Here is a 23,005-nt window from a genome sequence, read left to right as displayed (position 1 = left end):
TTGTCACCCCGGTTTTCCGTGGGGGGCGCCTGGGGCCGTGGCCCATAAACGCTACCCACGTGCGGGGGGAGGGGACGCGGGGGGCGGGAATGCGGACGGGCCCGCCGGGGGGTCGACCGTGCGGGCCCTTCTGTGTCAACTCCGTCAGCCGGCGGACTCGCCTGCGTGGGGGCTGAGGACGTCCGTGCCGACCAGGATGAACAGCAGGATGCCCAGCGCGATCCGGTAGATCACGAACGGCATGAAGGACTTCGTGGTGATGAACTTCATGAACCAGGCGATCACCGCGTAACCGACGGCGAAGGCGATGATCGTGGCGAAGATCGTCGGGCCCCAGGAGACGCTGCCGTCCTCGGCCGCGTCCTTCAGCTCCATGCCGCCGGAGGCCAGTACCGCCGGGATGGCGAGCAGGAAGGAGTAGCGGGCGGCCGCCTCGCGGGTGTAGCCCATGAGCAGACCGCCGGAGATGGTCGCGCCGGACCGGGAGACGCCGGGGATGAGCGCCATCGCCTGGCAGACGCCGTAGATCAGGCCGTCCCGCACGCCGAGGTCGCGGAGCGTCTTGCGCTCGCGCGCGGCCCGGTGCCGGCCGCCGGCCTCGTCGCGGGCGGCGAGCCGGTCGGCGATGCCGAGGACCACGCCCATGACGATCAGCGTGGTGGCGGTGAGCCGCAGGTCGCGGAACGGGCCCTCGATCTGGTCCTTCAGCGTGACGCCCAGGACACCGATCGGGATCGAGCCGACGATCACCAGCCAGCCCATCTGGGCGTCGTGGTCCGAGCGCATCGTCTTGTCCGTCAGGGAGCGGAACCAGGCCGAGACGATCCGGGCGATGTCCTTGCGGAAGTAGATCAGGACCGCCGTCTCCGTGCCGATCTGGGTAATCGCGGTGAACGCCGCACCGGGGTCCTCCCAGCCGGCGAAGGCCGCGGTGAGACGCAGGTGCGCGCTGGAGGAGATGGGAAGGAACTCCGTCAGCCCCTGGACGAGTCCCAGGATGAACGATTCGAACCAACTCATGGGGCTACGGCCGTCCCGTTATGTACGTGTGCGGTCAGAAGGTCGTGCGCAGCGTACATGCCCAAGATGACGGGCCCATGGCGAGGCCCGTGGAGCTACCGGAGCACCGGCTCCCGCTCCGGCTCGGGCTCCCCGGCCGGGGCAGCGGCCGCGGCCCGCAGGCCGTGCCGCTTGCGCCAGGCCACCACCGCCCCGCCGAGGCCCGACAGGACGATGAACCCCGCCGAGAACAGGAACGCCGGCGAGCCCGGCGTACCGGCCTGGGCACCCGCCACCACGTACGCCGCCGTGTTCGGCAGGGAGCCGAGCGCCGTCGCCAGGAGGAACGGCACGTACCGCATCCGGGAGACGGCCGCGCAGTAGTTGGCCGCCGCGAACGGCACCCCCGGGAACAACCGGATCGCCAGCATCGAACGGAACCCGTGCCGGCTCAGCTGCCCGTCCGCCGCCGTCAGCCAGCGGCCCCGCACGAACGGCCGCAGCGCGTCCTGCCCCAGGAACCGGCCCAGGGTGAACGCGATCCCCGCCCCGAGCACCGTCCCCGCCAGCGCGCCCGTCAGACCGGCCGCCGAACCGAACAGCGCGCCCGCCGCCAGATTGAGCACCGGACGCGGGACGAACGCCGCCGCGCACACCCCGTACGCGAGCCCGAACAGCAGCACCGCGCCGGCGCCGCTCGTGTGCGGCGGCCAGCCCGAGGCCAGCATTCGCTGCGGCTCGTACAGCACCACGAGGGTGGCCGCCGAGAGCAGCAGCAGGGCCAGCAGCGACAGCCGCGCGCGGGGGGAGAGCAGGGCCCGGGAGCAGCGGACGGCGAGGGAGCCCGGCGGCCGGGGGACGGGAGCGAGCATTCGGGGAGAGTAGCGGACCTGTCCGTAGGAGCGCCGTAATGTGCGTCATGTCCGCCGGGTGCGCCAGGGCCGGCCTCCCGGTGCGCCCCGGCTCGTCCGCCCCCGTACCGTCCGACCGAAGCGCCCCGGAGCGCGCCGTCACCGAGAGGGCCCCATGAACGACACCGCGCCGCCCGCGAGCGCCCTCGCCGACACCGTCCTGGAGCGGCTCACCACGGTCTACCCCGCCGCGGGGAACCCCTTCCGGGCCCAGGAGATGGTCGCGTACATGAAGGGCGCGGCCCCCTTCCTCGGCATCCGCACGCCCGAGCGCCGCGCCCTGTCCCGCACGGTCCTCGAAGGCACCCCGCGCCCCGACGAGACCGACTGCACGGCGATCGCCCTGCGCTGCTTCGCCCTCCCCGAGCGCGAGTACCACTACTTCGCCGTCGACTACCTCCGCCGGCACGTCACGCGCTGCTCCTCGGGCTTCCTGCCCGTCGCCCGCCGCCTCGTCACCACCGTCTCCTGGTGGGACACCGTCGACCACCTCGCCGCCCACGTCGTCGGTGGCCTGGTCGCGGCCGATCCCGCCCTCGCGCGCGAGATGGACGGGTGGATCGACGACGAGGACCTGTGGGTCGCCCGCACCGCCCTCCTCCACCAGCTCCGCTACAAGGACGCCACCGACGCCGACCGGCTCTTCGCCTACTGCCTGCGCCGCTCGGCCCACCCCGACTTCTTCATCCGCAAGGCCATCGGCTGGAGCCTGCGCGAGTACGGCAAGACCGCCCCCGCCGAAGTCCGCGCCTTCGTCGCCGCCCACGGCTCCCGCCTCTCCCCGCTCTCCGTCCGCGAGGCCCTCAAGAACCTCTGAACCCACCCCGCCCGCCTGGCCGGTCAACTCCTGCGCGAGACTCGGGACATGACGCAGACGGGGAAGCGGGCGGGGAAGCTGACGGCACTCGTGCTCGGGTCCGGTGGGCTCGTCGGGGCCGGCTGGGAGATCGGGGTGCTGCGCGGGCTCCTCGATGCCGGGACCGATCTGACCAGCGCCGATCTCATCGTCGGCAGCTCCGCCGGGGCGGTCGTCGGCGCGCAGCTCGCCGCCTGCGGGCGGAGCGGGCTCGACGCGCTGTACGAGCAGCAGCTCGACGGGGAGGCCACCGAACCCGCCGCGCGGCTCGGCGTCCCGATGATCCTCCGGTACGCCGTGGCCGTCCTCCGGTCCCGTACCCCCGAGGAGTACGGGCGCAGGCTCGGCCGGCTCGCCCTCGCCGCCCCCACCGTCGCCGAGGCCGAGCGCCGTGCGACCGTCGCCCGCCGTCTCGGCCGGGCCGGGGACTGGCCCGCGCGGCCGCTCCTCGTCACCGCGGTCGACGCCGAGACCGGCGAACTCACCGCCTACGACGAGGAGAGCGGGGTCCCGCTGACCGACGCCGTCACCGCGAGCTGCGCCATCCCCGGCGTGTGGCCCCCGGCGACGGTCGGCGGGCGGCGCTGGATCGACGGCGGCATCCACTCCACCGCCAACGCGCACCTCGCCGCGGGCTGCGACCGGATCGTCGTCGTCGCGCCCAGCGCGCGGGGGAGCAAGGTGCTGCTCTCGCCGGCGCGGCAGGGCGCGGAGCTCGCGGGCGGTGGGGCGCGGGTGGAGGTGATCACGCCGGACGCGGCGTCCCGGAAGGCGATGGGGCGGAACGCGCTGGACCCTGCGCGGCGGGCGGCGGCGGCGCGGGCGGGGCGGGCGCAGGCTGAGGCCCATGCGTCGGCCGTCGCGGCGGTGTGGGCCTGACGGCCCGGGTGGGCCCTCGCGGTCACCGCGCAGCAGGCCGGAACCCGGCACCGGGGGCTGTGCCCACCCGTTCCGCCCCTGCGGAACGATTGCCCACAGCTGGAACGGCACAATGAAGGCGTGAACGAGCCCATTCCCGTCATCCGCGAAGTCGACCACGGCACCGCGCGTCTCCTGCCCGATGTCGATCGGGAGCGGGCCTGGCTGCTGACCGTCGACGGGGCGCCCCAGTCGTACGTCGACCTCGACGATCCGGCCTACCTGGAGTTCGAGTACGCGCGGCGCCTCGCCCATGTCGTCGACGGTGCCGACGAGCCCGGCGCGCCCCTCGACGTCCTGCACCTGGGCGGCGGGGCGCTCTCGCTGCCCCGGTATGTGGCGGTCACCCGGCCCGGCTCGCGGCAGGACGTCGTCGAGGCCGACCGGGGGCTGCTCGCGCTGGTCGAGGAGCACCTGCCGCTGCCCGAGGGCTCGGGGACCACCGTGCACGGGGCGGACGCCCGGGCCTGGCTGGAGGCGGCTCCGGACGCCTCGGCCGATCTGATCGTGGGTGACGTCTTCGGCGGCTCGCGGGTGCCCGCGCACCTCACCTCCGTCGAGTACGCGCGCGAGGTCCGGCGGGTACTGCGGCCCGGCGGGCTCTACGCCGCCAACCTGGCCGACGGCGCGCCGTTCCCCTTCCTCCGCTCCCAGCTCGCCACCTTCGCCGCCGTCTTCCCGGAGCTCGCGCTCGTCGCGGAGCCCGCCGTGCTGCGCGGCCGCCGGTTCGGGAACGCGGTCCTGGTCGCCTCGGGCCGCCCGATCGACATCGCCCACCTCGCGCGCCGTGCGGCGGCCGACGCCTTCCCCGCGCGCGTGGAGCACGGGGAGACGCTGACCCGGTTCACCGGCGGCGCCGAACCGGTCCTCGACTCCGGGGCCGTACCGTCACCCGTTCCCCCGGAGGGCGCCTTCGGCATCGGCTGAGGCGCCCGGGGCCTCCGTGGCCGGCCCGCCCGCGACCTCCTTCGTGTGCGGGCGCCGCGTCAGGTTCCGTACGTCCGGCACGAACAGGACGAGCGCGGTGACGAGCACCATCAGGGCCGCCGCGCCCCACAGCGCCTCGCTCCGGCCGAACGCGCTCTCCGCCGGGCCCGCGAGGGCCGTGGACAGCGGCAGCAGCGCCGTCGAGCCGAACCAGTCGTACGCGGAGACCCGGGACAGCTTCTCCTCCGGGATCTCCTGGTGCATGGTCGTCATCCAGGAGACGCCGAAGACCTCGATCGCCACACCGCTGACGAACATCGCCGCCGTGAGGCCCGCCGCGTCCAGCGGCACCGCGAGCGCCGCCGAGGGCAGCGCGATGGGGAAGACGCACAGGGTCCCGACGAACAGCATCCGGCGCGGTTTCCAGCGGGTCATCAGGACGGCGCCCGCGACGGTTCCCGCCCCGTACGCGGCGAGCGCGATGCCCCAGGGGCGCGAGCCGCCCAGCTCGTCCCGGGCGACCAGCGGTCCGTACACCGACTCGACCGCGCCGATCAGTCCCACCACCACGGAGAACTGGGCGACGATCGACCACAGCCAGGGCCGGCCGACGAACTCCTGCCAGCCCTCCCGCAGATCCGCGAAGAGCCCGCCGCCGGGGGCGCGGTCGGGGATGCCGCTCACGTCGAGGAAGGCGCGCAGACCGCCCGCGACGGCGAAGGCGACCGCGTCGATGGCGAGGACCCAGCCCGGTCCGACGAAGGCGACGAGCGCGCCGCCGAGCGCGGCGCCGCCGATGGCCGCGCCGTGCATCGCCATCCGGAAGACGGCGAAGGCGCGACTGGCCTGCTCCCCGCTGACGCTGGCCATGAGCATGCCCTCGGCCGCCGGGTTGAAGAAGGCCTGGCCGGTGCCGCAGAGCGCGGTGAGCACCATCATCTGCCAGATGCGGGCCTCGCCGGAGAGCACGAGGACGGCGAAGGCGGCCTGCGAGACGCAGTTGAGGGCGTTCGCGGCGACCATCACCCGGTGCCGGGGCAGCCGGTCGGCGACCGCGCCGCCGATGAGCAGGAAGAGGACCAGCGGCAGGAAGCGGGCCATGGCCACGAGGCCCACGTCGCCGGCGGAGCCCCCGGAGTCGAAGACCGCCCAGGTCGTGGCGATCAGCGCGCCGTGCGTGCCGAGGTTGGTCACGATCGTGGCGGCGGTGAGCAGGAGGTAGTTGCGGCCGGCCCACTCGGGACGGCGGGAGCGGGGGGCGGTCCGGCGGGGGGAGGGGGAGGAGGCGGGTGTGGTCACCCCGGGACTATCCCTGTCGCCTCCCCGTACTGCCAACCCGATATCCGGACGGTCCGTCAGGGCGCGGGAGCCCGGCCGGCCGGGGCCACCGGGACCGGCGTGGCCGGGCCCGGTGGCCGGAGGGTCAGGCGGAGGGCGCGAGCCGGACCGTGGAGAGGATCTGGCGGATCGTCGCGTCGGGCAGCTCGTCCTTGACGCCGTCGGCCCCGTAGAGCACCCAGGTCGAGAAGTCGCCCGCGGCGTTCTTGAAGGAGAAGGCGATGGACTTGCCGTCCGTCTCGCACTTGTTGCGCTTCTTGACGCCCGGCGCCATGGCCGTCGCCATGCTGCCGGTGAGGCCGGACTTCGTCGTGTACGGCACCGGCTTGGTGATCTTGATGGTGCTCTGCGGCATGTGCTGGGCGTAGCCGCCCCACACCCAGGTGCCGGCCTCGCTGCGGGCGAGGGAGGAGGTGTCCTTGGCGCCCTGGCCGCCCTTGGTGCCGGCCGTGGACAGGCCCCAGGTCTCCTCGGTGCCGTTCTTGTCGACGTCGTACGTGCACCACTTGCTCTTGAAGCCGGTGGGGCTGGACATCGTCACCAGCGGGGTGCCGCCGCCCTTCTTCTCGTCCTCGAAGAAGGTGATCGAGCCCGGCTTGTACACCTCCCACTCCGGCGGTACGTCGAAGAGGGTGCCGTACTTCGGGTTGTAGACGACCTTCCAGCCGGGGATCGTCGGCTGCTGCGCCGCACCGTCGCGCGGGTTGGCGATCCCGGAGGACTGGCTCGGCGCGGGCGCGGACGAGGGGTCCGCGGAGGCGGTGGCCGTCACGGACGGCTTGGGGTCGTCGGCCTTGTTCTTCTCGTCGTCGCTGCCGAGCACGAGGAAACCGGTGACGCCGGCCGCGACGACCACGGCGGTGGCGGCGACGATCGCCACGATCGTCGTCTGCTTCTTCTTCCCGCCGTCGGGCCCACCGGGCTGTCCGGGACCCGGCACGGCGTACTGCTGCGGCACGGTCGGCTGCTGGTACGGGTTCGGGTAACCCGGCTGCGGGGCGTACCCCTGCTGCGGTTGACCGGGCTGCGCGGGCGGCTGCTGGGGGTAGCCCGGCTGCGTCGGCGGCTGCTGCGGATAGCCGGGCTGTGTCGGCGGCTGCTGCGGGTACCCGGGCTGGGCAGGCGGCTGCTGATACGGGTTCGGCTGCTGGTACCCCGACTGCTGGTAGGGGTTCTGACTCTGGTCCTGCGGGTTCTGCTCGCCCCCGGGCGGCTGCTGTCCTGGCCACATGGCCAGTAACCATAGAGGTGCGCGGGCCGCTCGACCACGCCCGCCCCCGTGCCGGGGGCCGGAGGGGGATGGCCAAGGCTGCTACTCGTGGGTAACATCACGGTCCATGAGCGCAGACCAGATGTCCGTCGGCGAGATGCTCGCCGCCACGGTCCCCATGGCCGGAACCCTGAACCTGGAGTTCCTGGAGACCACAGCCGAGCGCGCCGTCGTGCGCCTCCCGGACCAGCCCGCCTACCACAACCACGTCGGCGGCCCGCACGCCGGAGCGATGTTCACCCTGGCCGAGTCCGCCAGCGGCGCCATCGTGCTCGCCGCCTTCGGCGACCAGCTGGGCCGCGCGGTCCCGCTCGCCGTCAGCGCCGAGATCGGCTACAAGAAGCTGGCCATGGGCGTCGTCACCGCCACCGCCACCCTCGGCCGCCCCGCCGCCGAGGTCGTCGCCGAACTCGACGCCGGGGAGCGGCCGGAGTTCCCGGTCAAGATCGACATCACCCGCGAGGACGGCGCCGTGACCGGCGAGATGACCGTCGTGTGGACCCTGCGCCCGAACTCCTGACCCCGGGACGCCGCGTACCGCCCCCGCACCCGCCCCGGGTGCGGGGGCGGCCGTGTTCTGGGAGGCGTCCCCTCGGAGTCGAGGTCCGTCCATCCTGACCAGGTAGGCTTCCCCGGCGTGCCCGCCGACGTGCGTGCCGGGCCCGCGAGCAGCCGAGCAGCCGACACGGGAGGAACCGCGTGCACGTCCAGGAGTGGCTGGAGACGATCCCCGCGGTCGCCGTCTACGTCCTTGTGGGGGTGGTGATCGGGCTGGAGAGCCTCGGCATCCCGCTCCCCGGCGAGATCGTGCTCGTGAGCTCGGCGCTGCTCGCCTCGCAGCACGGCGACATCAATCCGTACGTCCTCGGCGCCTGCGCCACCGCCGGCGCGATCATCGGCGACTCGATCGGTTACGCGATCGGCCGCAAGGGCGGGCGGCCGCTGCTCGCCTGGCTGGGCAGGAAGTTCCCCAAGCACTTCAGCGAGGCCAACATCGGGCTCGCCGAGAACTCCTTCCAGAAGTGGGGCATGTGGGCGGTCTTCTTCGGCCGCTTCATCGCCCTCCTCCGGATCTTCGCGGGCCCGCTCGCCGGCGTCCTGCACATGCCGTACTGGAAGTTCCTCGTCGCCAACGTCCTCGGCGGCATCCTCTGGGCCGGCGGCACCACGGCCGTCATCTACTCGGTCGGCATCGTCGCCGAGGCCTGGCTCAAGCGCTTCTCCTGGCTGGGTCTCGTCCTCGCCGTCCTGATCGGCATCGCCTCGATGCTGATCGTGAAGAACCGCGCCAAGAAGGCGGCCGCGCAGCGGACCGAGGCCGCGGAGCCGGAGCCGGTCCCGGCGGCGGACTGAGCGTAAACGGCGCGTGTACGCGACGGAGGGCGGCACCCGGGAAGGGGAGCCGCCCTCCGTCATGCGTCCCTCAGTCCTCGAAGGCCTCGGCGTGGCCCTTGGCGAGCAGCAGGTACATCTCGGCGTTCAGCTGGATGCCCGCCTTCTCCTCGTCGGTGAGCGGGCGGCGCACCTTGGCGGGGACCCCGGCGACCAGCGAGCCCGGCGGGATCTCCATGCCCTGCGGGACGAGCGCCTGGGCGGCGACGAGGGAGCCGGCGCCGATCCGGGCCCCGTTGAGGACCGTCGCGCCCATGCCGACGAGCACGTCGTCCTCGATCACACAGCCGTGCACGGTCGCGTTGTGGCCGACGGTGACCCGGTCGCCGATGGAGACGGGGAAGCCGGGGTCGACGTGGACGGTGCAGTTGTCCTGGATGTTGGAGTCCTCGCCGATCGCGATCGGACCGCAGTCCGCCCGCAGCACCGCGTGGTACCAGACGCTGGCGCGCGCGCCGAGGGTGACCTCGCCGAGCACGACGGAGGTCGGGGCGGTGAAGGCGGTCGGGTCGATCTGCGGCTCCTTGCCGCCCACTCCCTTGATCAACGCCTCTGTCATGGTTCGCTCCTGATCGTCAGCCGTCGTGTCACGCCCGGGGGTGCCCCCGGGCGCAGCCTATGCCGTGCTCATGACGGACATCACAGCGCACCGCGGTGATCAGGTACGACGGCGCCGACTACGGTGGCCGGGTGCCCAGGAACAGAAACACGTTCTCATCCCTCGCCGCCTGGCGGCGCCGGGTCCTCGCCCGTGCCGTGCAGGGCGGCTGGCGCTGGGTGCAGCAGGCCGGCTCCGTCACCGCCGAACACCCGGGGAAGCTGCGGTTCCGCCGCCTCGGCGCGGGCACCCGGCTCGCCTTCCCGCAGGGCACGGTCTTCGGTGACCCGTGGATCGAGATCGGCGAGTGCTGCATCATCGCCGAGCAGGTCACGCTGACGGCGGGGATGCTGCCGGACCTCGACCTGGGGAAGGACACGGTCCTGACCCTCGGCGACGGGGTCGTCCTCGGGCGCGGCAGCCATGTCATCGCCGACGCGAAGGTGACGATCGGCTCGGACACGTACTGCGGGCCGTACGTCTACATCACCTCGACCAACCACAGTTACGACGACCCCGACGAGCCCGTCGGCCGCCAGTGGCCCCGCTCGGAACCGGTCTCCATCGGCCCCGGCTGCTGGCTCGGCACGGGCGCCGTGATCCTCCCCGGGGCGCGCCTCGGCCGGAACGTCGTCGTCGCGGCGGGCGCGGTGGTACGCGGTGAGGTCCCCGACCACTCGGTCGTGGCGGGCGCCCCGGCGAAGGTCGTCCGCAGCTGGGACCCGGAGAGCGGCTGGCAGCCCCCGCTCCGCACCCCGGCCCCGACCCCGATCCCGGAACACGTCACCCCCGAGCAGCTGGCGGCCCTCGCGGTGTGGGAGGCCCAGCGCACGGGCAGCTCCGAGTCCGTCCCGTCGTGATCTGACGGTCCCTGCCGGTCCGGGTCCGGCCGGGGGCCGGTGGCTAGCCCGTCGCCAGGAGGACCGTGCCCACCAGGGCGAGGCCCGCGCCCGCCGCCTGGACGGCGCGGAGGCGTTCCTTGAGGACGCCGCGGGCCGCCAGGGCGGTGACCACCGGGTACAGGCTGGCGAGGACGGCGGCGACGGTGACCGGGCCCTGCTGGGCGGCGAGCGCGTACGTGCCGTTGGCGGCGACGTCCGCCAGGCCCACGAAGGCGAGGGCCGGGAGCGCGGCCCGGACGACCCCGGAGCCGCCCTCGGGGAGCGCGCGGCCGCCGCGCCGCACCGAGGCGTACAGGGCTCCGCCGCCGACCAGGACGTTGGTGACGCGCTGGACGAACAGGGCGAGGAACAGGCCCGTGACCGTCGTGGACGCCTCCGCGATGAGCGCCATCACCGAGCCGAAGCCGAAGGCCGCGACCAGGGTCAGCAGGACCGCCTGGCGCTGGACGGGCGCCCCGCGCAGCTCCGGTCCGCCCGCGAGCACCACGCCGAGGATCGCCACCGCGATCCCGGCGAACTGGAGCAGCCCCGGCCGGTCACCGACGAGCAGGCCGACGGAGACGGGGACGAGGACGCCGAGCGAGCCGAGCGGGGAGACCACGCCCATGGGGCCGAGCGCGAGCGCCTTGTAGAACGCGAGCATGGCCGCCGGGCCGACGACGCCGGCCCCGACCGCGTACCAGAGCTGGGGTCCCGCCTCGGTCCAGGCGCCGGTCGCGAGGACGATCGTGCCGAGGACGAGCACCGCGAGGGTCTGGGAGACCACGACGACGGTGAGGGCGGGGATCCGCCGGGTGAGGAGCCCGCCCCCGAAGTCGGCGAGGCCCCAGAGAAGGCTGGTGGCCAGGGCGAACAGGGCGGTCATGAATCCTCGCAGGGGCGTGCGGCAGTACAGTGCAGTGAACCATCGGGTGCATCCCACCGTAGTTCACTGCATTGAACTCTGTCATCCAGAATATTGGACGGAACGTGTCGGACCTCGACCAGCTCACGCAGTCGCTCGCCCGGAACCTGAAGCGCTGGCGCAAGGAGCGGGGATTCACCCTGGACGCCCTCGCCGCCCGCGCGGGCGTCAGCCGCGGCATGATCATCCAGATCGAGCAGGCCCGGACCAACCCCAGCGTCGGCACCACCGTGAAGCTGGCCGACGCCCTCGGCGTCTCCATCACCACCCTCCTCGACTACGAGCAGGGCCCCCAGGTCCGCCTCGTCCCGCCGGAGCAGGCCGTCCGCATGTGGTCCACCTCCACCGGCAGCCACACCACCCTCCTGGTCGGCACCGAGGCCCGCGGCCCGCTGGAGCTCTGGTCCTGGACCCTCATGCCGGGCGAGGGCAGCGCCTCCGACCCGCACCCGGAGGGCACGGTCGAGCTGCTGCACGTCACCGCCGGGACGCTCACCCTGATCGTGGACGACGCGGAGCACCCGCTGCCCGCCGGCACGTCCGCCGTCTTCGAGGCCAACGTCGCGCACTCCTACCGCAACGACGGCGACGAACCGGCCGAGATGACGATGGCCGTCTCCATCCCGCCCGTACGCTGAGACGGGTCCCCGTCCACCGGCCCGCGGTTGTTAGCGTGCGGCGCATGCGCGCACCCATCGGAAACTTCGACGACGCCCGGCCCGCCCCCGACTGCCTCGACCTGCTGACCGACCCCGTCGCGGCCGCCGTCCGCGCCTGGGCGGGCCCCGTCCCGGCCGACCAGCTGGTGTACGTGGACACCGACCCGGCCATCGCCGACACGGCCGTCTTCGTCGAGCACCACGGGCCCGAGCTCCTCGACGCGTCCGCCAACTGCGTGGTCGTGGCGGGCAAGCGCGGCGAGACGACGACCCTCGCCGCGTGCCTCGTGAAGTCGGCGACCCGCGTCGACGTCAACGGCGTCGTCCGCAAGCACCTCGGCGCCCGCAAGGCCTCGTTCGCCCCCATGGACGCAGCGACCGGCGAGACCGGCATGGAGTACGGCGGGATCACCCCCGTCGGCCTCCCCGCCGACTGGCCGCTCCTCGTCGACGCCGCCGTCGTCGACACCCCGTGGGTCCTCGTCGGCAGCGGCCGTCGCCGGGGCAAGCTCATCGTCCCCGGCAAGGCCTTCGCCCAACTCCCCGGCGCCGTCGTCCTGGAGGCCCTCGGCGTCCCCGTCGGCTGAACCCCCGGGCACTCAGCCCAGACGCGGTATCTCGATGGCGGGGCAGCGGTCCATGACCATGTCGAGGCCCGCCTCGCGCGTGCGGGCGAAGGCCTCGTCGTCGATGACGTCCAGCTGGAACCAGACCGCCTTGGCGCCGATCGCGACGGCCTCGTCCGCGACGGCGCCGGCCAGGTCGCTGTTCACGAAGACGTCGACGACGTCCACCGGGAACGGGATGTCGGCGAGCGAGGCGTACCCCTGCTCGCCGTGGACCGTCTCCGCCTTCGGGTGGACCGGGACGATCCGCTTGCCGAAGCGCTGGAGGACCGCCGCCACCCCGTACGCGGCCCGGGCCCGGTTCGACGAGAGGCCGACCACCGCCCACGTGTCGCCCGTGGACGTCAGGATCCGCCGCACCGCCTCCGACGCGGAGTACGGGGTGGGGTCCGTGGTCGTCGTGTCTACGCTCATCGCTTCTGCTGCCTCTCGTCGGCGCGGCCCGTCCTCCACGTGAACGAGCCGCGGCGGGCCGTGATTCCCGTACGCCTGGACCAGCGGCCCCGAGATGTCCCCTACGGGCCGGTCAGCCCTCCCATGCCCGCCGTTCGGTCTCCCGCGGCGCCTCGACCAGGGACGGCAGACCCGGGCCGAAGGTCATCACCGGACGGGCCGGGTCCCACCGGCGCCAGCCCGGGTCGCCGGTCTTCGCGAACGCCACCCAGGCCGCGTGCATGGCCGTGGCCAGGGCCTGCGGAGCGTCCGGGCCCGTCAGCGCGCGCGTCTCCGGCTGGTCGAGCGTGTCGAAGACGAAGCCGAGTTCGAGCGCGTGGCAGGCGCCCAGGTCCTGGACGGGGGAGGGCCAGCCGAACTCGTACAGATACGTCGCCGCGGCCCCGCCGCTCAGCCGGAAGTCCGCGTACAGGTTCTGCGGGATCCGCAGCAGCTTGTCCGCCGCGAGCACGCCCAGGACCTCGCCCGGCTTCTCCTGCGGCCGCTCCGCCCGGTACACCTGCGCCACACGGGGCGATATTCGCCCCCGCCGGAGCAGGAACCGCTGCGCCAGCGACCCCACCTTCTCGGTGTGCCCGCCCGGCACGAACCACAGCCGGTACTCGTCCGTGTTCGTGCCCATCAGCAGCTCCACGTCCGCCGAAGCACCGTCCGCGAGCAGGTCCCCCGGATGGTCCGGCAGGACGTCGCCGTCCACGGCGAGGTGGAAGGCGTGGCCGCTGAGCACCGGATTGCCCTTGCCCGTCACCGCGGTCTGCGCCGCGAGCAGCCGCTCGCGGTCCACGCGGGCGAACGCCTCCGCCGTCGCCGGCACCCTGAGCCGCGCGGCGATCGCCGCCGTGGTCCGCCGGGCGACCTCGACCGACCGGGCGCTCGGCGCACCGCTCTGGATCACGGCCCGCCGGAACAGGCCCTTCGCCAGCGGCGAGGCCAGCAGGGCGGCGATCGAGATCGCCCCGGCCGACTCGCCGAACACGGTGACCCGCTCCGGGTCCCCGCCGAAGGCCTCGATGTTCTCCCGTACCCAGGTCAGCGCGGCGATCTGGTCGCGCAGACCGAGATTGGCCGGCGCGTCGGGGAAGACCCCGAACCCCTCGATGCCGAGCCGGTAGTTGACCGAGACGAGCACCACGCCGTCCCGGGCGAAGGCGGTGCCGTCGTAGACGGGGACCGCCGAGGAGCCGTGGATCAGCGACCCGCCGTGGATCCAGACCATGACGGCACGCCCGCCGTCGCCGGGGCCGGCGGCCGGCCAGGGCGCCCAGACGTTGAGGTTGAGGCAGTCGTCGCCCGCGACCTCGGGGTCCGGGAGCAATACGTCGAGCGGCGGGCCGTACGGGCGCTTGGGCGCCGTCGGCCCGAACGCGGTGGCCTCCCGCACCCCCTCCCAGGGCTCCGCCGGCTCCGGTGCGCGGAACCGCAGCGCCCCGACGGGGGCCTGCGCGTAGGGGATTCCGAGGAAGGCCGCCACCTCGTCCTTCAGACTGCCGCGCAGGACTCCGTTCCGCGTGCGTACCCCGGGACCGTCCTGGACGTGTTCAGCGACGTACTCCGACATCGATTCACCTTTTCTCGGGTGGACGGTGACGCACCGTCCAGATCATGCGGTCACGGCGGGGTCCGCGGTCAACCCCGCGACACCAGCGCGCGCTTGAGGACCTTTCCCGTCGGGCCGAGCGGCAGCTCCTCGACGAACCGCACGATCCGGGGGTACTTGTGGCGGCCGAGCCGGTCCCGGGACCAGTCGACGAGCTCCTCCGCGGAGAGCGGGGCGGCGCCGGCCCGGCGTACCACCACCGCGCACACCTCCTCGCCCTTCGCCTCGTCGGGGACGCCGATCACCGCGACCTCCGCGACCGAGGGGTGACGCACCAGGACCTCCTCGACCTCGCGCGGGTAGATGTTGAAGCCGCCCCGGATGACCAGGTCCTTCTTGCGGTCCACGATCCGCAGGAAGCCCTCCTCGCCCCGCACGCCCAGGTCGCCCGTGCGGAACCAGCCGTCCACGATCGCGGCGGCCGTCGCCGCGGGGTCGTCGAGGTACCCGGCGAACACGTTGTGCCCGCGCACCACCACCTCCCCGATCGCGCCGTCCGCGAGCAGCCGGACCTCCCCCTCGACCGCGGCGTCCGCGATCCCCACCTCGACGCCCCACACCGGGTGCCCGACGGTCCCCGGCCTGCGGCCGATGTGCGGCTGGTTGAAGGTGGCGACCGGGGAGGTCTCCGTCAGGCCGTATCCCTCCAGGACCCGGGTGCCGAAGGCCTCCTCGAAGCGCTCCAGGACGGCGACCGGCAGTGCCGCGCCGCCCGACACGGCGGCCCGCAGGGCCTCCGGACGCGGCGCGGAGGCGGCGGCCGCCTCCACCAGGGCGTGGTACATCGTCGGGACGCCCATGAAGACCGTCACGCCCTCGTCGACGAGCACCCGGAGAGCCGCGGGACCGCTGAACCGGGGCATCAGGACGAGCGTCGCGCCCTGCCGGAGCGTCCCGTTCATCGCGCACGTCTGGCCGTAGCTGTGGAAGAGCGGCAGACAGCCGAGGACCACGTCGCCCGCACCGAGACCGAGCAGGTCCTGCGAGGTCACGGACGCGTTCATGACGATGTTGAGATGGGTGAGCAGGGCGCCCTTGGGGCGGCCCGTCGTCCCGCTCGTGTAGAGGATCACGGCCGTGTCCGAGGGCGCGGCCGGCTCGGGCGCGGCCAGCGGCTCCGCGGCCGACGGCGCGCCCTGGAAGGCCCGCACCCCGGCGGCCCGCGCGGCCTCGTCCGCCACCGGCCACAGCGGCCCGCCGCTCACGATGCCGACCGCGCCGCTGTGCTCCAGGACGTACCGCACCTCGTCGGCGACAAGCAGCGCGTGCACCGGCACGACCGTCGCACCGGCCGCCAGCGCCCCGTAGTACACCCGCAGGAACTCGGTCGTGTTCGGCAGCAGCACCGCGAGCCGGTCACCCGGCTTCACCCCCGCCGCCCGCAGCCCCGCCGCGCAGCGCAGCGCCTCCGCCCACAGCTCCCGGTAGGTGAGCCGGGTCGCGCCCTCGACGACCGCGATCCGGTCCGGGAAGTGGCGGGCGGACTCGCCCAGCACACCGGCGACGCTCAGTGACATGACACGCTCCAGGGACACGGAGGCGACAGCGGAGGTGACGGCGCTGTCGACGATCGGCTGACACCGCACAGAATCGTGCGCCGGGCGACCCGGACGCCATGTGCAGATGCCCACCATGCGGCCGGCCGAGCTGGGCAGCGGCCCCGCCGTCGCGCCCGGACCGTGGCAATCGCCAAATCCCGGCGTTACCGTGCGAGCCATGACGCACAGCCCGGCCACCGCCGGCGAGCCCGCAGGGGCCCGCCCGGGCGGCACCCGCACCCCCCTCGGCGGCTCCGGGGCGCTGCGCCGCTCCCTCGCCACCGCGCTGCTCTCCGACGTCGACCGGCTCACCGACCGCGCCGTCGACGACATCCGCGCCCACTCCGGTACGTACGCCTCCGACGCGCCCGTCACCCGCGAGGACCTCTGGGAGGTCTGCCGCGACAACCTCCGGCGGGCCCTGGAGGACTTCGGCGGCCTCCCCCCGACCGGCGGCGACTTCGAGGCGGCGGCCCGCGAGACCGGCCGCCGCCGCGCCGAGCAGGGCGTCCCGCTCGACACCGTGCTCCAGGCCTACCGGCGCGGCGGCCGGGTCCTGTGGCAGGTCATGGCCGAGCACCTCAGGGGCCGGGCCGGGCGGCAGTCCGACAGCCGCGACCTCGAACTCGACGTGGCGAGCGAGGTCTGGGAGACCATCGACCGCTACTCGGTCGCGATGGCCGACGCGTACCGGATCGCCCAGCTGGAGCTGCAGAGCCGCCAGGACACCCGCCGCGTCGCCCTCTTCGAGGCCCTGCTCGACGGCCGCGCCGACGACCCGGCCGTCGCCTCCGCCGCGGCGGCCGCGCTCGGCGTGCCCGCCGTCGACCGGTACGTCGTCGTGGTCGCCGCACAGGACCCGGCCGCCCCGCCGCACCCCGCGCCGGCCCTGGCGGCCCAGGGCATGTGGTCCTTCTGGCGGCCCCGCTCCGGCCGCTACGCCGGCATCGTCCGGCTGCCCCGCCGTGTGGTCCACGGAGGACGGCCGGGGACCGTGACGGGCCGCGGTGCCGACCCGGCCGTACGGACCCTGCTCGCCGCCCTGCGCGAGCGGACCGGCGCCACCGCGGGCGTCTCCCCGGAGTTCGAACGCCTCTCCCAGGCCGGACGCGCGCTCCGGCTCGCCGAGCAGACCCTCCGTACCCTCCCCGCCGGCGGCGGCGAGGCTGCCGTCTTCGACGACCGGCTCGCCGAGGTGCTGCTCAGCGGGCGCGCCGACATCGCCGAGCGGATCGTCACCGTCCACCTCGGGCCGGTGCTCGCCACCGGCGGCGAGCGGGCGGCGCTCCTCACGACCCTCCGGGTCTGGCTCGACCACGGCTGCTCGGCCTCCCGGGCCGCCGAACAGCTCTACTGCCACCGCAACACCGTCCTCAACCGCATCGGCCGCATCGCGGAGCTCACCGGCCGCTCCAGCGAGTCCGGCGACGCCCGCCTCGGCTGGTCGCTCGCGCTCCGCGCCCTCCCGTACGCCGGACTCACGCCCGAGGCGCCGGCTCCCGAAGCGGGCCTCGACGCCACCGCCGCCGAGCCCGGGCCCGGCCTTCGGTAGCGCGCCAGGAACAGCCGCCGACGAGCCCGGGCCCCGCGGAACGTAGGCTGGTCGGATGCAGGAGCAGTACCGCACGCTGGCCCGCGAGGGTGTGCACGAGACCGAGATCAACCGCTCGCGCTTCCTCTGCGCGCTCGCACCCGTCGCCGACGAGCGGGAGGCGCAGGAGTTCGTCGCGCGGATCCGCAGGGAGCACCCGACCGCCACCCACAACTGCTTCGCGTACGTCCTCGGCGCCGACGCCTCCGTACAGAAGGCCAGCGACGACGGCGAGCCCGGCGGCACGGCCGGCGTCCCCATGCTCCAGATGCTGCTGCGCCGCGAGATGCGGTACGTCGCCGCCGTCGTCACCCGCTACTACGGCGGCGTGAAGCTCGGCGCGGGCGGTCTGATCCGCGCGTACGGAGGGGTGGTCGGCGAGGCGCTCGACGCGCTCGGCACCGTCACCCGGCAGCGCTTCCGGCTCGCCACCGTCACCGTCGACCACCAGCGCGCGGGCAAGCTGGAGAACGATCTGCGGGCCACCGGCCGCGCCGTCCGCGACGTGCAGTACGCCGACGCCGTGACGATCGAGATCGGCCTCCCGGACGCGGACGTCCCCGCCTTCCGCGGCTGGCTCGCCGACGCCACCGCGGGCACGGCCTCCTTCGAACTCGGCGGCGAGGCGTACGGCGACGCGTGATGCGTCACACCTGACGTACCGAAGGCCGCCCCGCACCGGGGGCCGCCCCACGCGTGCGCGTGGACCCGCCCCGCCCACCCTCCCGCTCGGGATAGCGTGGTGGGCGCACATCGGGAAGCGCGCGTCGAGCGAGGAGCGGGGCACATGCGGGGTGGGACGGCATCGTGAGGCTCCTGCACACCTCGGACTGGCATCTCGGCCGGTCCTTCCACCGCGTCGGCCTCCTCGAAGCCCAGGCCGCCTTCCTCGACCACCTCGTGGCGACCGTCCACGCGCACGACGTCGACGCCGTCCTCGTCGCCGGGGACGTCTACGACCGGGCCGTGCCCCCGCTGCCCGCCGTCGAGCTCTTCGACACCGCGCTGCACCGCCTCGCCGCGGCCGGGGTGCCCACCGTCATGATCTCCGGCAACCACGACTCGGCCCGCAGGCTCGGCGTCGGCGCCGGACTCATCGAACGGGCCGGCATCCACCTCCGTACCGACCCCGACGGCATCGGCACCCCCGTCGTCCTCTCCGACGCCCACGGCGAGGTCGCACTCTACGGGCTGCCCTATCTCGAACCCGCACTCGTCCGCGAGCGGCTCGGCGCCGAGAAGGCCGGCCACGAGGCGGTCCTCGCCGCCGCCATGGACCGGGTGCGCGCCGACCTCGCCGGCCGGCCCGCCGGCACCCGCTCCGTGGTCCTCGCGCACGCCTTCGTCGCGGGCGGCGCGCCCAGCGACAGCGAGCGGGACATCACCGTCGGCGGTGTCGCCGCCGTCCCCACCGGGATCTTCGACGGCGTCGACTACGTCGCCCTCGGCCACCTCCACGGCAGCCAGACCCTCACCCCGCGCGTCCGCTACTCCGGCTCGCCGCTCGCCTACTCCTTCTCCGAGGCCGACCACCGCAAGACGATGTGGCTGATCGACCTCGGCGAGGACGGGACGATCACCGGCGACGTACGGCTCGACTGCCCCGTTCCGCGCCCCCTCGCCCGGATCCGCGGCCGGCTCGACGAGCTCCTCGACGACCCCGCGCTCACCCCGCACGAGCAGTCCTGGGTCGAGGCCACCCTCACCGACCCCGTGCGCCCCGCCGAGCCGATGGCGCGGCTCACCGCACGCTTCCCGCACACGCTCAACCTGGTCTTCGACCCCGAGCGGACCGGTGACGACCCCGCCGCCTCCTACGCCCAGCGGCTCCGGGACCGCAGCGACCAGCAGATCGCGGAGGACTTCGTGGCCCACGTACGCGGCGGATCCACCCTCGACGGCGCCGAACGGGCCGTGCTGTACGGGGCGTTCGACGACGTCCGCGTCGACACGGCCGAGCGCGAGGTGGGCCGGTGAGGCTGCACCGCCTGGAGATCACCGCGTTCGGGCCGTTCGGCACCACGCAGACGATCGACTTCGACGCCCTGTCCTCCGCCGGGCTCTTCCTCCTCCACGGGCCGACCGGCGCCGGCAAGACCTCCGTCCTCGACGCCGTCTGCTTCGCCCTGTACGGGAGCGTGCCCGGCGAGCGCCAGACCCGCGGGGCCTCCCTGCGCAGCGACCACGCCCCCGTCGGCACGTACACCGAGGTCCTCCTCGAACTGACCGTGGGGGACCGGCGCCTGGAGATCACCCGCCGCCCGGCCCAGCAGCGGCCCAAGAAGCGCGGCGGCGGCTTCACCACCGAGAAGGCCCAGACCTGGCTCCGCGAGCACGACCCGGCCACCGGCGAGTGGGCCGGCCTCAGCCGCTCCCACCAGGAGATCGGAGAGGAGATCACGCAGCTCGTCGGCATGAGCCGCGAGCAGTTCTGCCAGGTCGTCCTCCTCCCGCAGGGCGACTTCGCCCGCTTCCTCCGCGCCGACGCCGAGGCCCGCGGCAAGCTCCTCGGCCGCCTCTTCGACACCCGCCGCTTCGCCGCCGTCGAGGAACGCCTCGCCGAGCTGCGCCGCACCGCCAAGGAGCAGGTCGAGGACGGGGACGCACGGCTCCTCACCGTCGCCCACCGGATGACCCAGGCCGCGAGCGGCCTCGACGCCGCCCGCACCCCCGTCGAGGGGCGGCCCGGTGACCCCGGACTCGCCGACTCCGTCCTGACCTGGGCCGCCGTCGCCCGCACCGAGGCCCGTGAGGCCCTCGACATCGCGGGCCTGCGCCTCGCCGCGGCCGAGGGCGGCCGGGCCGTCGCGCGCGCCGCCCTCGACACGGCGAACGACCTCGCCGCCCGGCAGGCCCGACACGCCGACGCCCTCCGCCGCCGCGAGCGGCTCGCCGAGCAGGCCCCCGAGCGCGACCGCCTCCAGGACGCCCTCGACCGGAGCCTCAAGGCCGACCGGGTCGCCCCCGCGCTCGGACTGCGCCGGGACGCCGAGCGCGAGCACACCGCCGCGCACACCGCACGGGACCGGGCCCGCGGCCAGCTGCCGCCCGAGCTCGCCGACGCCGGCGCCGAACACCTCTCCGCCCTCGAACACCGGCTGCGCGAGGAGCTCGGCGGCCTCGACGCGGCGCGCCGCGCCGAGCGGCGCGCGACCGCCGTCGCCGAGGAGCGCACCGTACTCGCCCGGGAGGCGCGCGCCGACGAGGACGCCCTCCGGGACGCGGCCGACTGGCTCGCCGGCTGGGAACCGCGCCGCGCCGCCCTCACCGAACGCGTCGAGGCCGCCCGCGACGCCGCCGCCCGCGCCGAACACCTCGCGGGCCGCCTCGACCCCGCCCGCCGCCGGCTCGCCGCGGCCCGCCGCCGCGACGCCCTCGCCGAGGACACCCGGACGGCCGAGACCCGCCTCGCGGAGGCCCGCGAGCGGCGCAACACCGCCCACGAGAGCTGGCTCGACGTCAAGTCCCGCCGCCTGGAGGGCATCGCCGCCGAACTCGCGGCCACCCTCACCCCCGGCGACGCCTGCCAGGTCTGCGGCTCCACCGACCACCCGGCGCCCGCCCGCACCACCGCCGACCACGTCGACCGCGCCACCGAGGACGCCGCCTACGCGGCCTACACCCGCGCCGAGGAGCACCGCACGGCCGCCGAACGCGAACTGGCCGTCACCCGCGAGTCCTGGTCCGCGGCGCGTACGGAGGCGCTGGCAGGGCCGGAGGAGCCCACCGTCGTCGAACTCTCCGCCGAGGTCGAGGAGCTGGCCCGGCTGCACGCCGAGGCGCACGCCCTCGCCGGGCAGACGCACAGCGCGCGGGAGGCGCTCGCGCGCGCCGAGCGGGAGCACGAGGAGCGGGTCGCAGCGCAGCGGGAGGCCGAGCGGCGGGTCGCCGCGCGGACCTCGCGCCGGGAGGCCCTGGAGCGGGAGCAGTCCGCGCTCGACGAGGAACTCGCCCGGGGACGCGGCGCGTTCGCCAGCGTGGCCGAACACGCCACCCTCCTGGAGCGGCGCATCGCCCTCCTCGTCGACGCCGCCGGAACCGTACGCACCGCCGAACTCGCCGCCCAGCGCCTCAAGGAGGCCGACGACCGGCTCGCCGACGCCGCCTACCGGGCGGGCTTCGCCACCCCGGCCGAGGCCGCCGGCGCCCTCCTCGGCGAGAGCGAACGACGCGAGCTCCAGCGGCGCGTGGACGCCTGGCAGGCCGAGGCCGCCGCCGTCGCGGACCGGCTCGCCGAGCCCGGCACGGCCGAGGCCGCAGCGCTGCCGCCCGCCGACCCCGCGAGCGCCGACGCCGCGCACACGGCGGCGGAACGCGCGCTCCGCGAGGCCGACTCCGCCCTCGCCGCGGCCCGCGAGCGGGCCACCGGACTCGACGGACTCTCCCGGCAGGCCGTCACCGAGGTCCGCCGCCTCGGCCCGCTGCGCGAGGAGTACGACCGGGTGGCCCGCCTCGCCGCCCTCACCGCCGGCACCTCCGTGGAGAACGAGCGCCGGATGCGCCTGGAGTCGTACGTGCTCGCCGCCCGGCTCGAACAGGTCGCGGCCGCCGCGAGTGCCCGCCTCCAGCGCATGTCCTCGGGCCGCTACACCCTGGTCCACTCCGACGCGCGCTCCGGCGGCAAGCGGTCCGGTCTCGGGCTGCACGTCGTCGACTCCTGGACCGGCAACGAGCGCGACACGGCCACGCTCTCCGGCGGCGAGACCTTCTTCGCCTCCCTCGCCCTCGCCCTCGGCCTCGCCGACGTCGTCACCGACGAGGCCGGCGGGGTCCGGCTCGACACCCTCTTCATCGACGAGGGCTTCGGAAGCCTCGACGACCAGACGCTCGACGAGGTCCTCGACGTCCTCGACTCGCTGCGCGAGCGGGACCGCAGCGTCGGCATCGTCAGCCACGTCGGCGACCTGCGCCGCCGCATCCCGGCCCAGCTGGAGGTCGTGAAGGCCCGGCAGGGTTCGGCGGTCCGGCTGCGCACCGGAGGGGAAGCGCTCAGCGGCTGAGGCGACGCGGCTGAGGCGCTGTGCTCAGCGGCTGAGGGAGCGGCGGGGCAGCGGGGAGGAGTAGACGACGCTGGTGGTCACCGCGCCCAGCGTGGCGATCTTCCCCGTGATCCCCTCCAGGTGCTTCATGGAGCGGGCGGCGACCTTGAGGACGAAGCAGTCGTCCCCGGTGACGTGGTGGGCTTCCAGGACCTCGGGCGTGGCGTCGATCAGGTCGTGGAACGGCTTGTAGTTGCCGTGCGGGTAGCGCAGCCGTACGAACGCGAGGATGGGCAGGCCCAGACGGTCCTGGTCGACGATCGCCGTGTACCCGGTGATCACCCCGGCGTCCTCCAGGCGGCGCACCCGCTCGGTCACGGCGGACGGCGACATGGACACCGCGCGGGCGAGCTCGGCGAAGCTGGCGCGGCCCTCGGACTGGAGGGCTTCGAGGATGCGCCAGTCGGTGGCGTCCGGAGTGTATGCGGTGCTCATGGGGGAGAGCCTGGAGGGGAATCCCCGGTCGATCAAGTGAACGACCGGGGAT

The 23,005-nt window shown here is 74.5% G+C and carries 22 protein-coding genes; 12 read left to right on the top strand and 10 right to left on the bottom strand.

The window, feature by feature from the left end; translation table 11 throughout:
• Positions 1 to 144: 144 nt before the first annotated feature.
• Both ACWGN5_RS02775 and ACWGN5_RS02770 read right to left on the bottom strand, forming a co-directional pair.
• A complete protein-coding gene (locus ACWGN5_RS02775; RefSeq protein WP_453510807.1) occupies positions 145 to 1,020 on the bottom strand; it encodes an undecaprenyl-diphosphate phosphatase in 876 nt (291 codons plus the stop codon).
• Between the two features lie 95 nt (positions 1,021 to 1,115).
• Complete coding sequence (locus ACWGN5_RS02770) at positions 1,116 to 1,871, bottom strand: TVP38/TMEM64 family protein (RefSeq protein WP_453510806.1); 756 nt, start codon at positions 1,869 to 1,871, stop codon at positions 1,116 to 1,118.
• Between the two features lie 154 nt (positions 1,872 to 2,025).
• On the opposite strand from ACWGN5_RS02770, the gene ACWGN5_RS02765 reads away from it, so the two are divergent.
• The 3 genes from ACWGN5_RS02765 (at position 2,026) to ACWGN5_RS02755 (ending at position 4,611) form a co-directional block, all read left to right on the top strand.
• The gene (locus ACWGN5_RS02765) at positions 2,026 to 2,727 is read left to right on the top strand and encodes a DNA alkylation repair protein (protein WP_453510805.1); all 702 of its coding nucleotides are present in this window, start codon (positions 2,026 to 2,028) and stop codon (positions 2,725 to 2,727) included.
• Positions 2,728 to 2,775: 48 nt separating this feature from the next.
• On the top strand, positions 2,776 to 3,645 hold the full coding sequence (locus ACWGN5_RS02760) for a patatin-like phospholipase family protein (protein ID WP_453510804.1): 870 nt from the start codon (positions 2,776 to 2,778) through the stop codon (positions 3,643 to 3,645).
• Between the two features lie 120 nt (positions 3,646 to 3,765).
• The gene (locus tag ACWGN5_RS02755; protein WP_453510803.1) at positions 3,766 to 4,611 is read left to right on the top strand and encodes a spermidine synthase; all 846 of its coding nucleotides are present in this window, start codon (positions 3,766 to 3,768) and stop codon (positions 4,609 to 4,611) included.
• On the opposite strand, the gene ACWGN5_RS02750 is transcribed toward ACWGN5_RS02755, so the two are convergent.
• Positions 4,573 to 5,910 (bottom strand): MFS transporter, encoded by a 1,338-nt coding sequence (locus ACWGN5_RS02750; protein WP_453510802.1) that lies wholly within the window; start codon positions 5,908 to 5,910, stop codon positions 4,573 to 4,575. The two genes, ACWGN5_RS02755 and ACWGN5_RS02750, sit on opposite strands and share 39 nt — an antisense overlap.
• A gap of 124 nt (positions 5,911 to 6,034) precedes the next feature.
• Entirely contained in the window at positions 6,035 to 7,180 is a 1,146-nt protein-coding gene (locus tag ACWGN5_RS02745) for a hypothetical protein (protein ID WP_453510801.1), read from the bottom strand.
• Between the two features lie 106 nt (positions 7,181 to 7,286).
• Here ACWGN5_RS02745 and ACWGN5_RS02740 point away from each other — a divergent pair, with 106 nt between their 5' ends.
• Positions 7,287 to 7,739, top strand: a complete 453-nt coding sequence (locus tag ACWGN5_RS02740; RefSeq protein WP_453510800.1) for a DUF4442 domain-containing protein — start codon at positions 7,287 to 7,289, stop codon at positions 7,737 to 7,739.
• A gap of 179 nt (positions 7,740 to 7,918) precedes the next feature.
• The gene (locus ACWGN5_RS02735) at positions 7,919 to 8,572 is read left to right on the top strand and encodes a DedA family protein (protein WP_453510799.1); all 654 of its coding nucleotides are present in this window, start codon (positions 7,919 to 7,921) and stop codon (positions 8,570 to 8,572) included.
• Positions 8,573 to 8,642: 70 nt separating this feature from the next.
• Here ACWGN5_RS02735 and ACWGN5_RS02730 read toward each other — a convergent pair whose 3' ends face one another.
• Positions 8,643 to 9,170, bottom strand: a complete 528-nt coding sequence (locus tag ACWGN5_RS02730) for a gamma carbonic anhydrase family protein (protein WP_453510798.1) — start codon at positions 9,168 to 9,170, stop codon at positions 8,643 to 8,645.
• 131 nt (positions 9,171 to 9,301) lie between these two features.
• On the opposite strand from ACWGN5_RS02730, the gene ACWGN5_RS02725 reads away from it, so the two are divergent.
• Positions 9,302 to 10,069 (top strand): acyltransferase, encoded by a 768-nt coding sequence (locus tag ACWGN5_RS02725; protein WP_453510797.1) that lies wholly within the window; start codon positions 9,302 to 9,304, stop codon positions 10,067 to 10,069.
• A 43-nt stretch (positions 10,070 to 10,112) separates the two neighbouring features.
• On the opposite strand, the gene ACWGN5_RS02720 is transcribed toward ACWGN5_RS02725, so the two are convergent.
• Positions 10,113 to 10,976 (bottom strand): EamA family transporter, encoded by an 864-nt coding sequence (locus ACWGN5_RS02720; RefSeq protein WP_453510796.1) that lies wholly within the window; start codon positions 10,974 to 10,976, stop codon positions 10,113 to 10,115.
• A gap of 104 nt (positions 10,977 to 11,080) precedes the next feature.
• Between ACWGN5_RS02720 and ACWGN5_RS02715 the strand changes: the two genes are divergently transcribed.
• Both ACWGN5_RS02715 and ACWGN5_RS02710 read left to right on the top strand, forming a co-directional pair.
• Positions 11,081 to 11,653: a helix-turn-helix domain-containing protein gene (locus ACWGN5_RS02715; RefSeq protein WP_453510795.1), complete on the top strand. Its 573-nt coding sequence runs from the start codon at positions 11,081 to 11,083 to the stop codon at positions 11,651 to 11,653.
• A gap of 44 nt (positions 11,654 to 11,697) precedes the next feature.
• On the top strand, positions 11,698 to 12,261 hold the full coding sequence (locus ACWGN5_RS02710) for a YbaK/EbsC family protein (protein ID WP_453510794.1): 564 nt from the start codon (positions 11,698 to 11,700) through the stop codon (positions 12,259 to 12,261).
• Between the two features lie 12 nt (positions 12,262 to 12,273).
• Here the strand turns inward: ACWGN5_RS02710 and ACWGN5_RS02705 are convergent, their stop codons facing one another.
• From ACWGN5_RS02705 to ACWGN5_RS02695, 3 genes are all read right to left on the bottom strand, one after another.
• Positions 12,274 to 12,714, bottom strand: a complete 441-nt coding sequence (locus ACWGN5_RS02705; RefSeq protein ID WP_453510793.1) for a CoA-binding protein — start codon at positions 12,712 to 12,714, stop codon at positions 12,274 to 12,276.
• A gap of 112 nt (positions 12,715 to 12,826) precedes the next feature.
• Positions 12,827 to 14,311, bottom strand: a complete 1,485-nt coding sequence (locus ACWGN5_RS02700; protein ID WP_453510792.1) for a carboxylesterase/lipase family protein — start codon at positions 14,309 to 14,311, stop codon at positions 12,827 to 12,829.
• A 68-nt stretch (positions 14,312 to 14,379) separates the two neighbouring features.
• On the bottom strand, positions 14,380 to 15,867 hold the full coding sequence (locus ACWGN5_RS02695) for a long-chain-fatty-acid--CoA ligase (RefSeq protein WP_453510791.1): 1,488 nt from the start codon (positions 15,865 to 15,867) through the stop codon (positions 14,380 to 14,382).
• Between the two features lie 199 nt (positions 15,868 to 16,066).
• Here ACWGN5_RS02695 and ACWGN5_RS02690 point away from each other — a divergent pair, with 199 nt between their 5' ends.
• From ACWGN5_RS02690 to ACWGN5_RS02675, 4 genes are all read left to right on the top strand, one after another.
• A complete protein-coding gene (locus tag ACWGN5_RS02690; RefSeq protein ID WP_453510790.1) occupies positions 16,067 to 17,440 on the top strand; it encodes a PucR family transcriptional regulator in 1,374 nt (457 codons plus the stop codon).
• A gap of 55 nt (positions 17,441 to 17,495) precedes the next feature.
• Complete coding sequence (locus tag ACWGN5_RS02685; RefSeq protein ID WP_453510789.1) at positions 17,496 to 18,122, top strand: YigZ family protein; 627 nt, start codon at positions 17,496 to 17,498, stop codon at positions 18,120 to 18,122.
• 164 nt (positions 18,123 to 18,286) lie between these two features.
• Entirely contained in the window at positions 18,287 to 19,456 is a 1,170-nt protein-coding gene (locus ACWGN5_RS02680) for an exonuclease SbcCD subunit D (protein WP_453510788.1), read from the top strand.
• Positions 19,453 to 22,479, top strand: a complete 3,027-nt coding sequence (locus ACWGN5_RS02675; protein WP_453510787.1) for an AAA family ATPase — start codon at positions 19,453 to 19,455, stop codon at positions 22,477 to 22,479. The genes ACWGN5_RS02680 and ACWGN5_RS02675 overlap by 4 nt, the downstream gene beginning before the upstream one ends.
• Before the next feature lie 24 nt (positions 22,480 to 22,503).
• On the opposite strand, the gene ACWGN5_RS02670 is transcribed toward ACWGN5_RS02675, so the two are convergent.
• A complete protein-coding gene (locus ACWGN5_RS02670; RefSeq protein ID WP_453510786.1) occupies positions 22,504 to 22,953 on the bottom strand; it encodes an Lrp/AsnC family transcriptional regulator in 450 nt (149 codons plus the stop codon).
• Positions 22,954 to 23,005: the final 52 nt, after the last annotated feature.

This window comes from Streptomyces sp. NPDC055815 (genome assembly GCF_053616475.1).
This window is presented reverse-complemented; position numbering and strand designations above follow the sequence as displayed.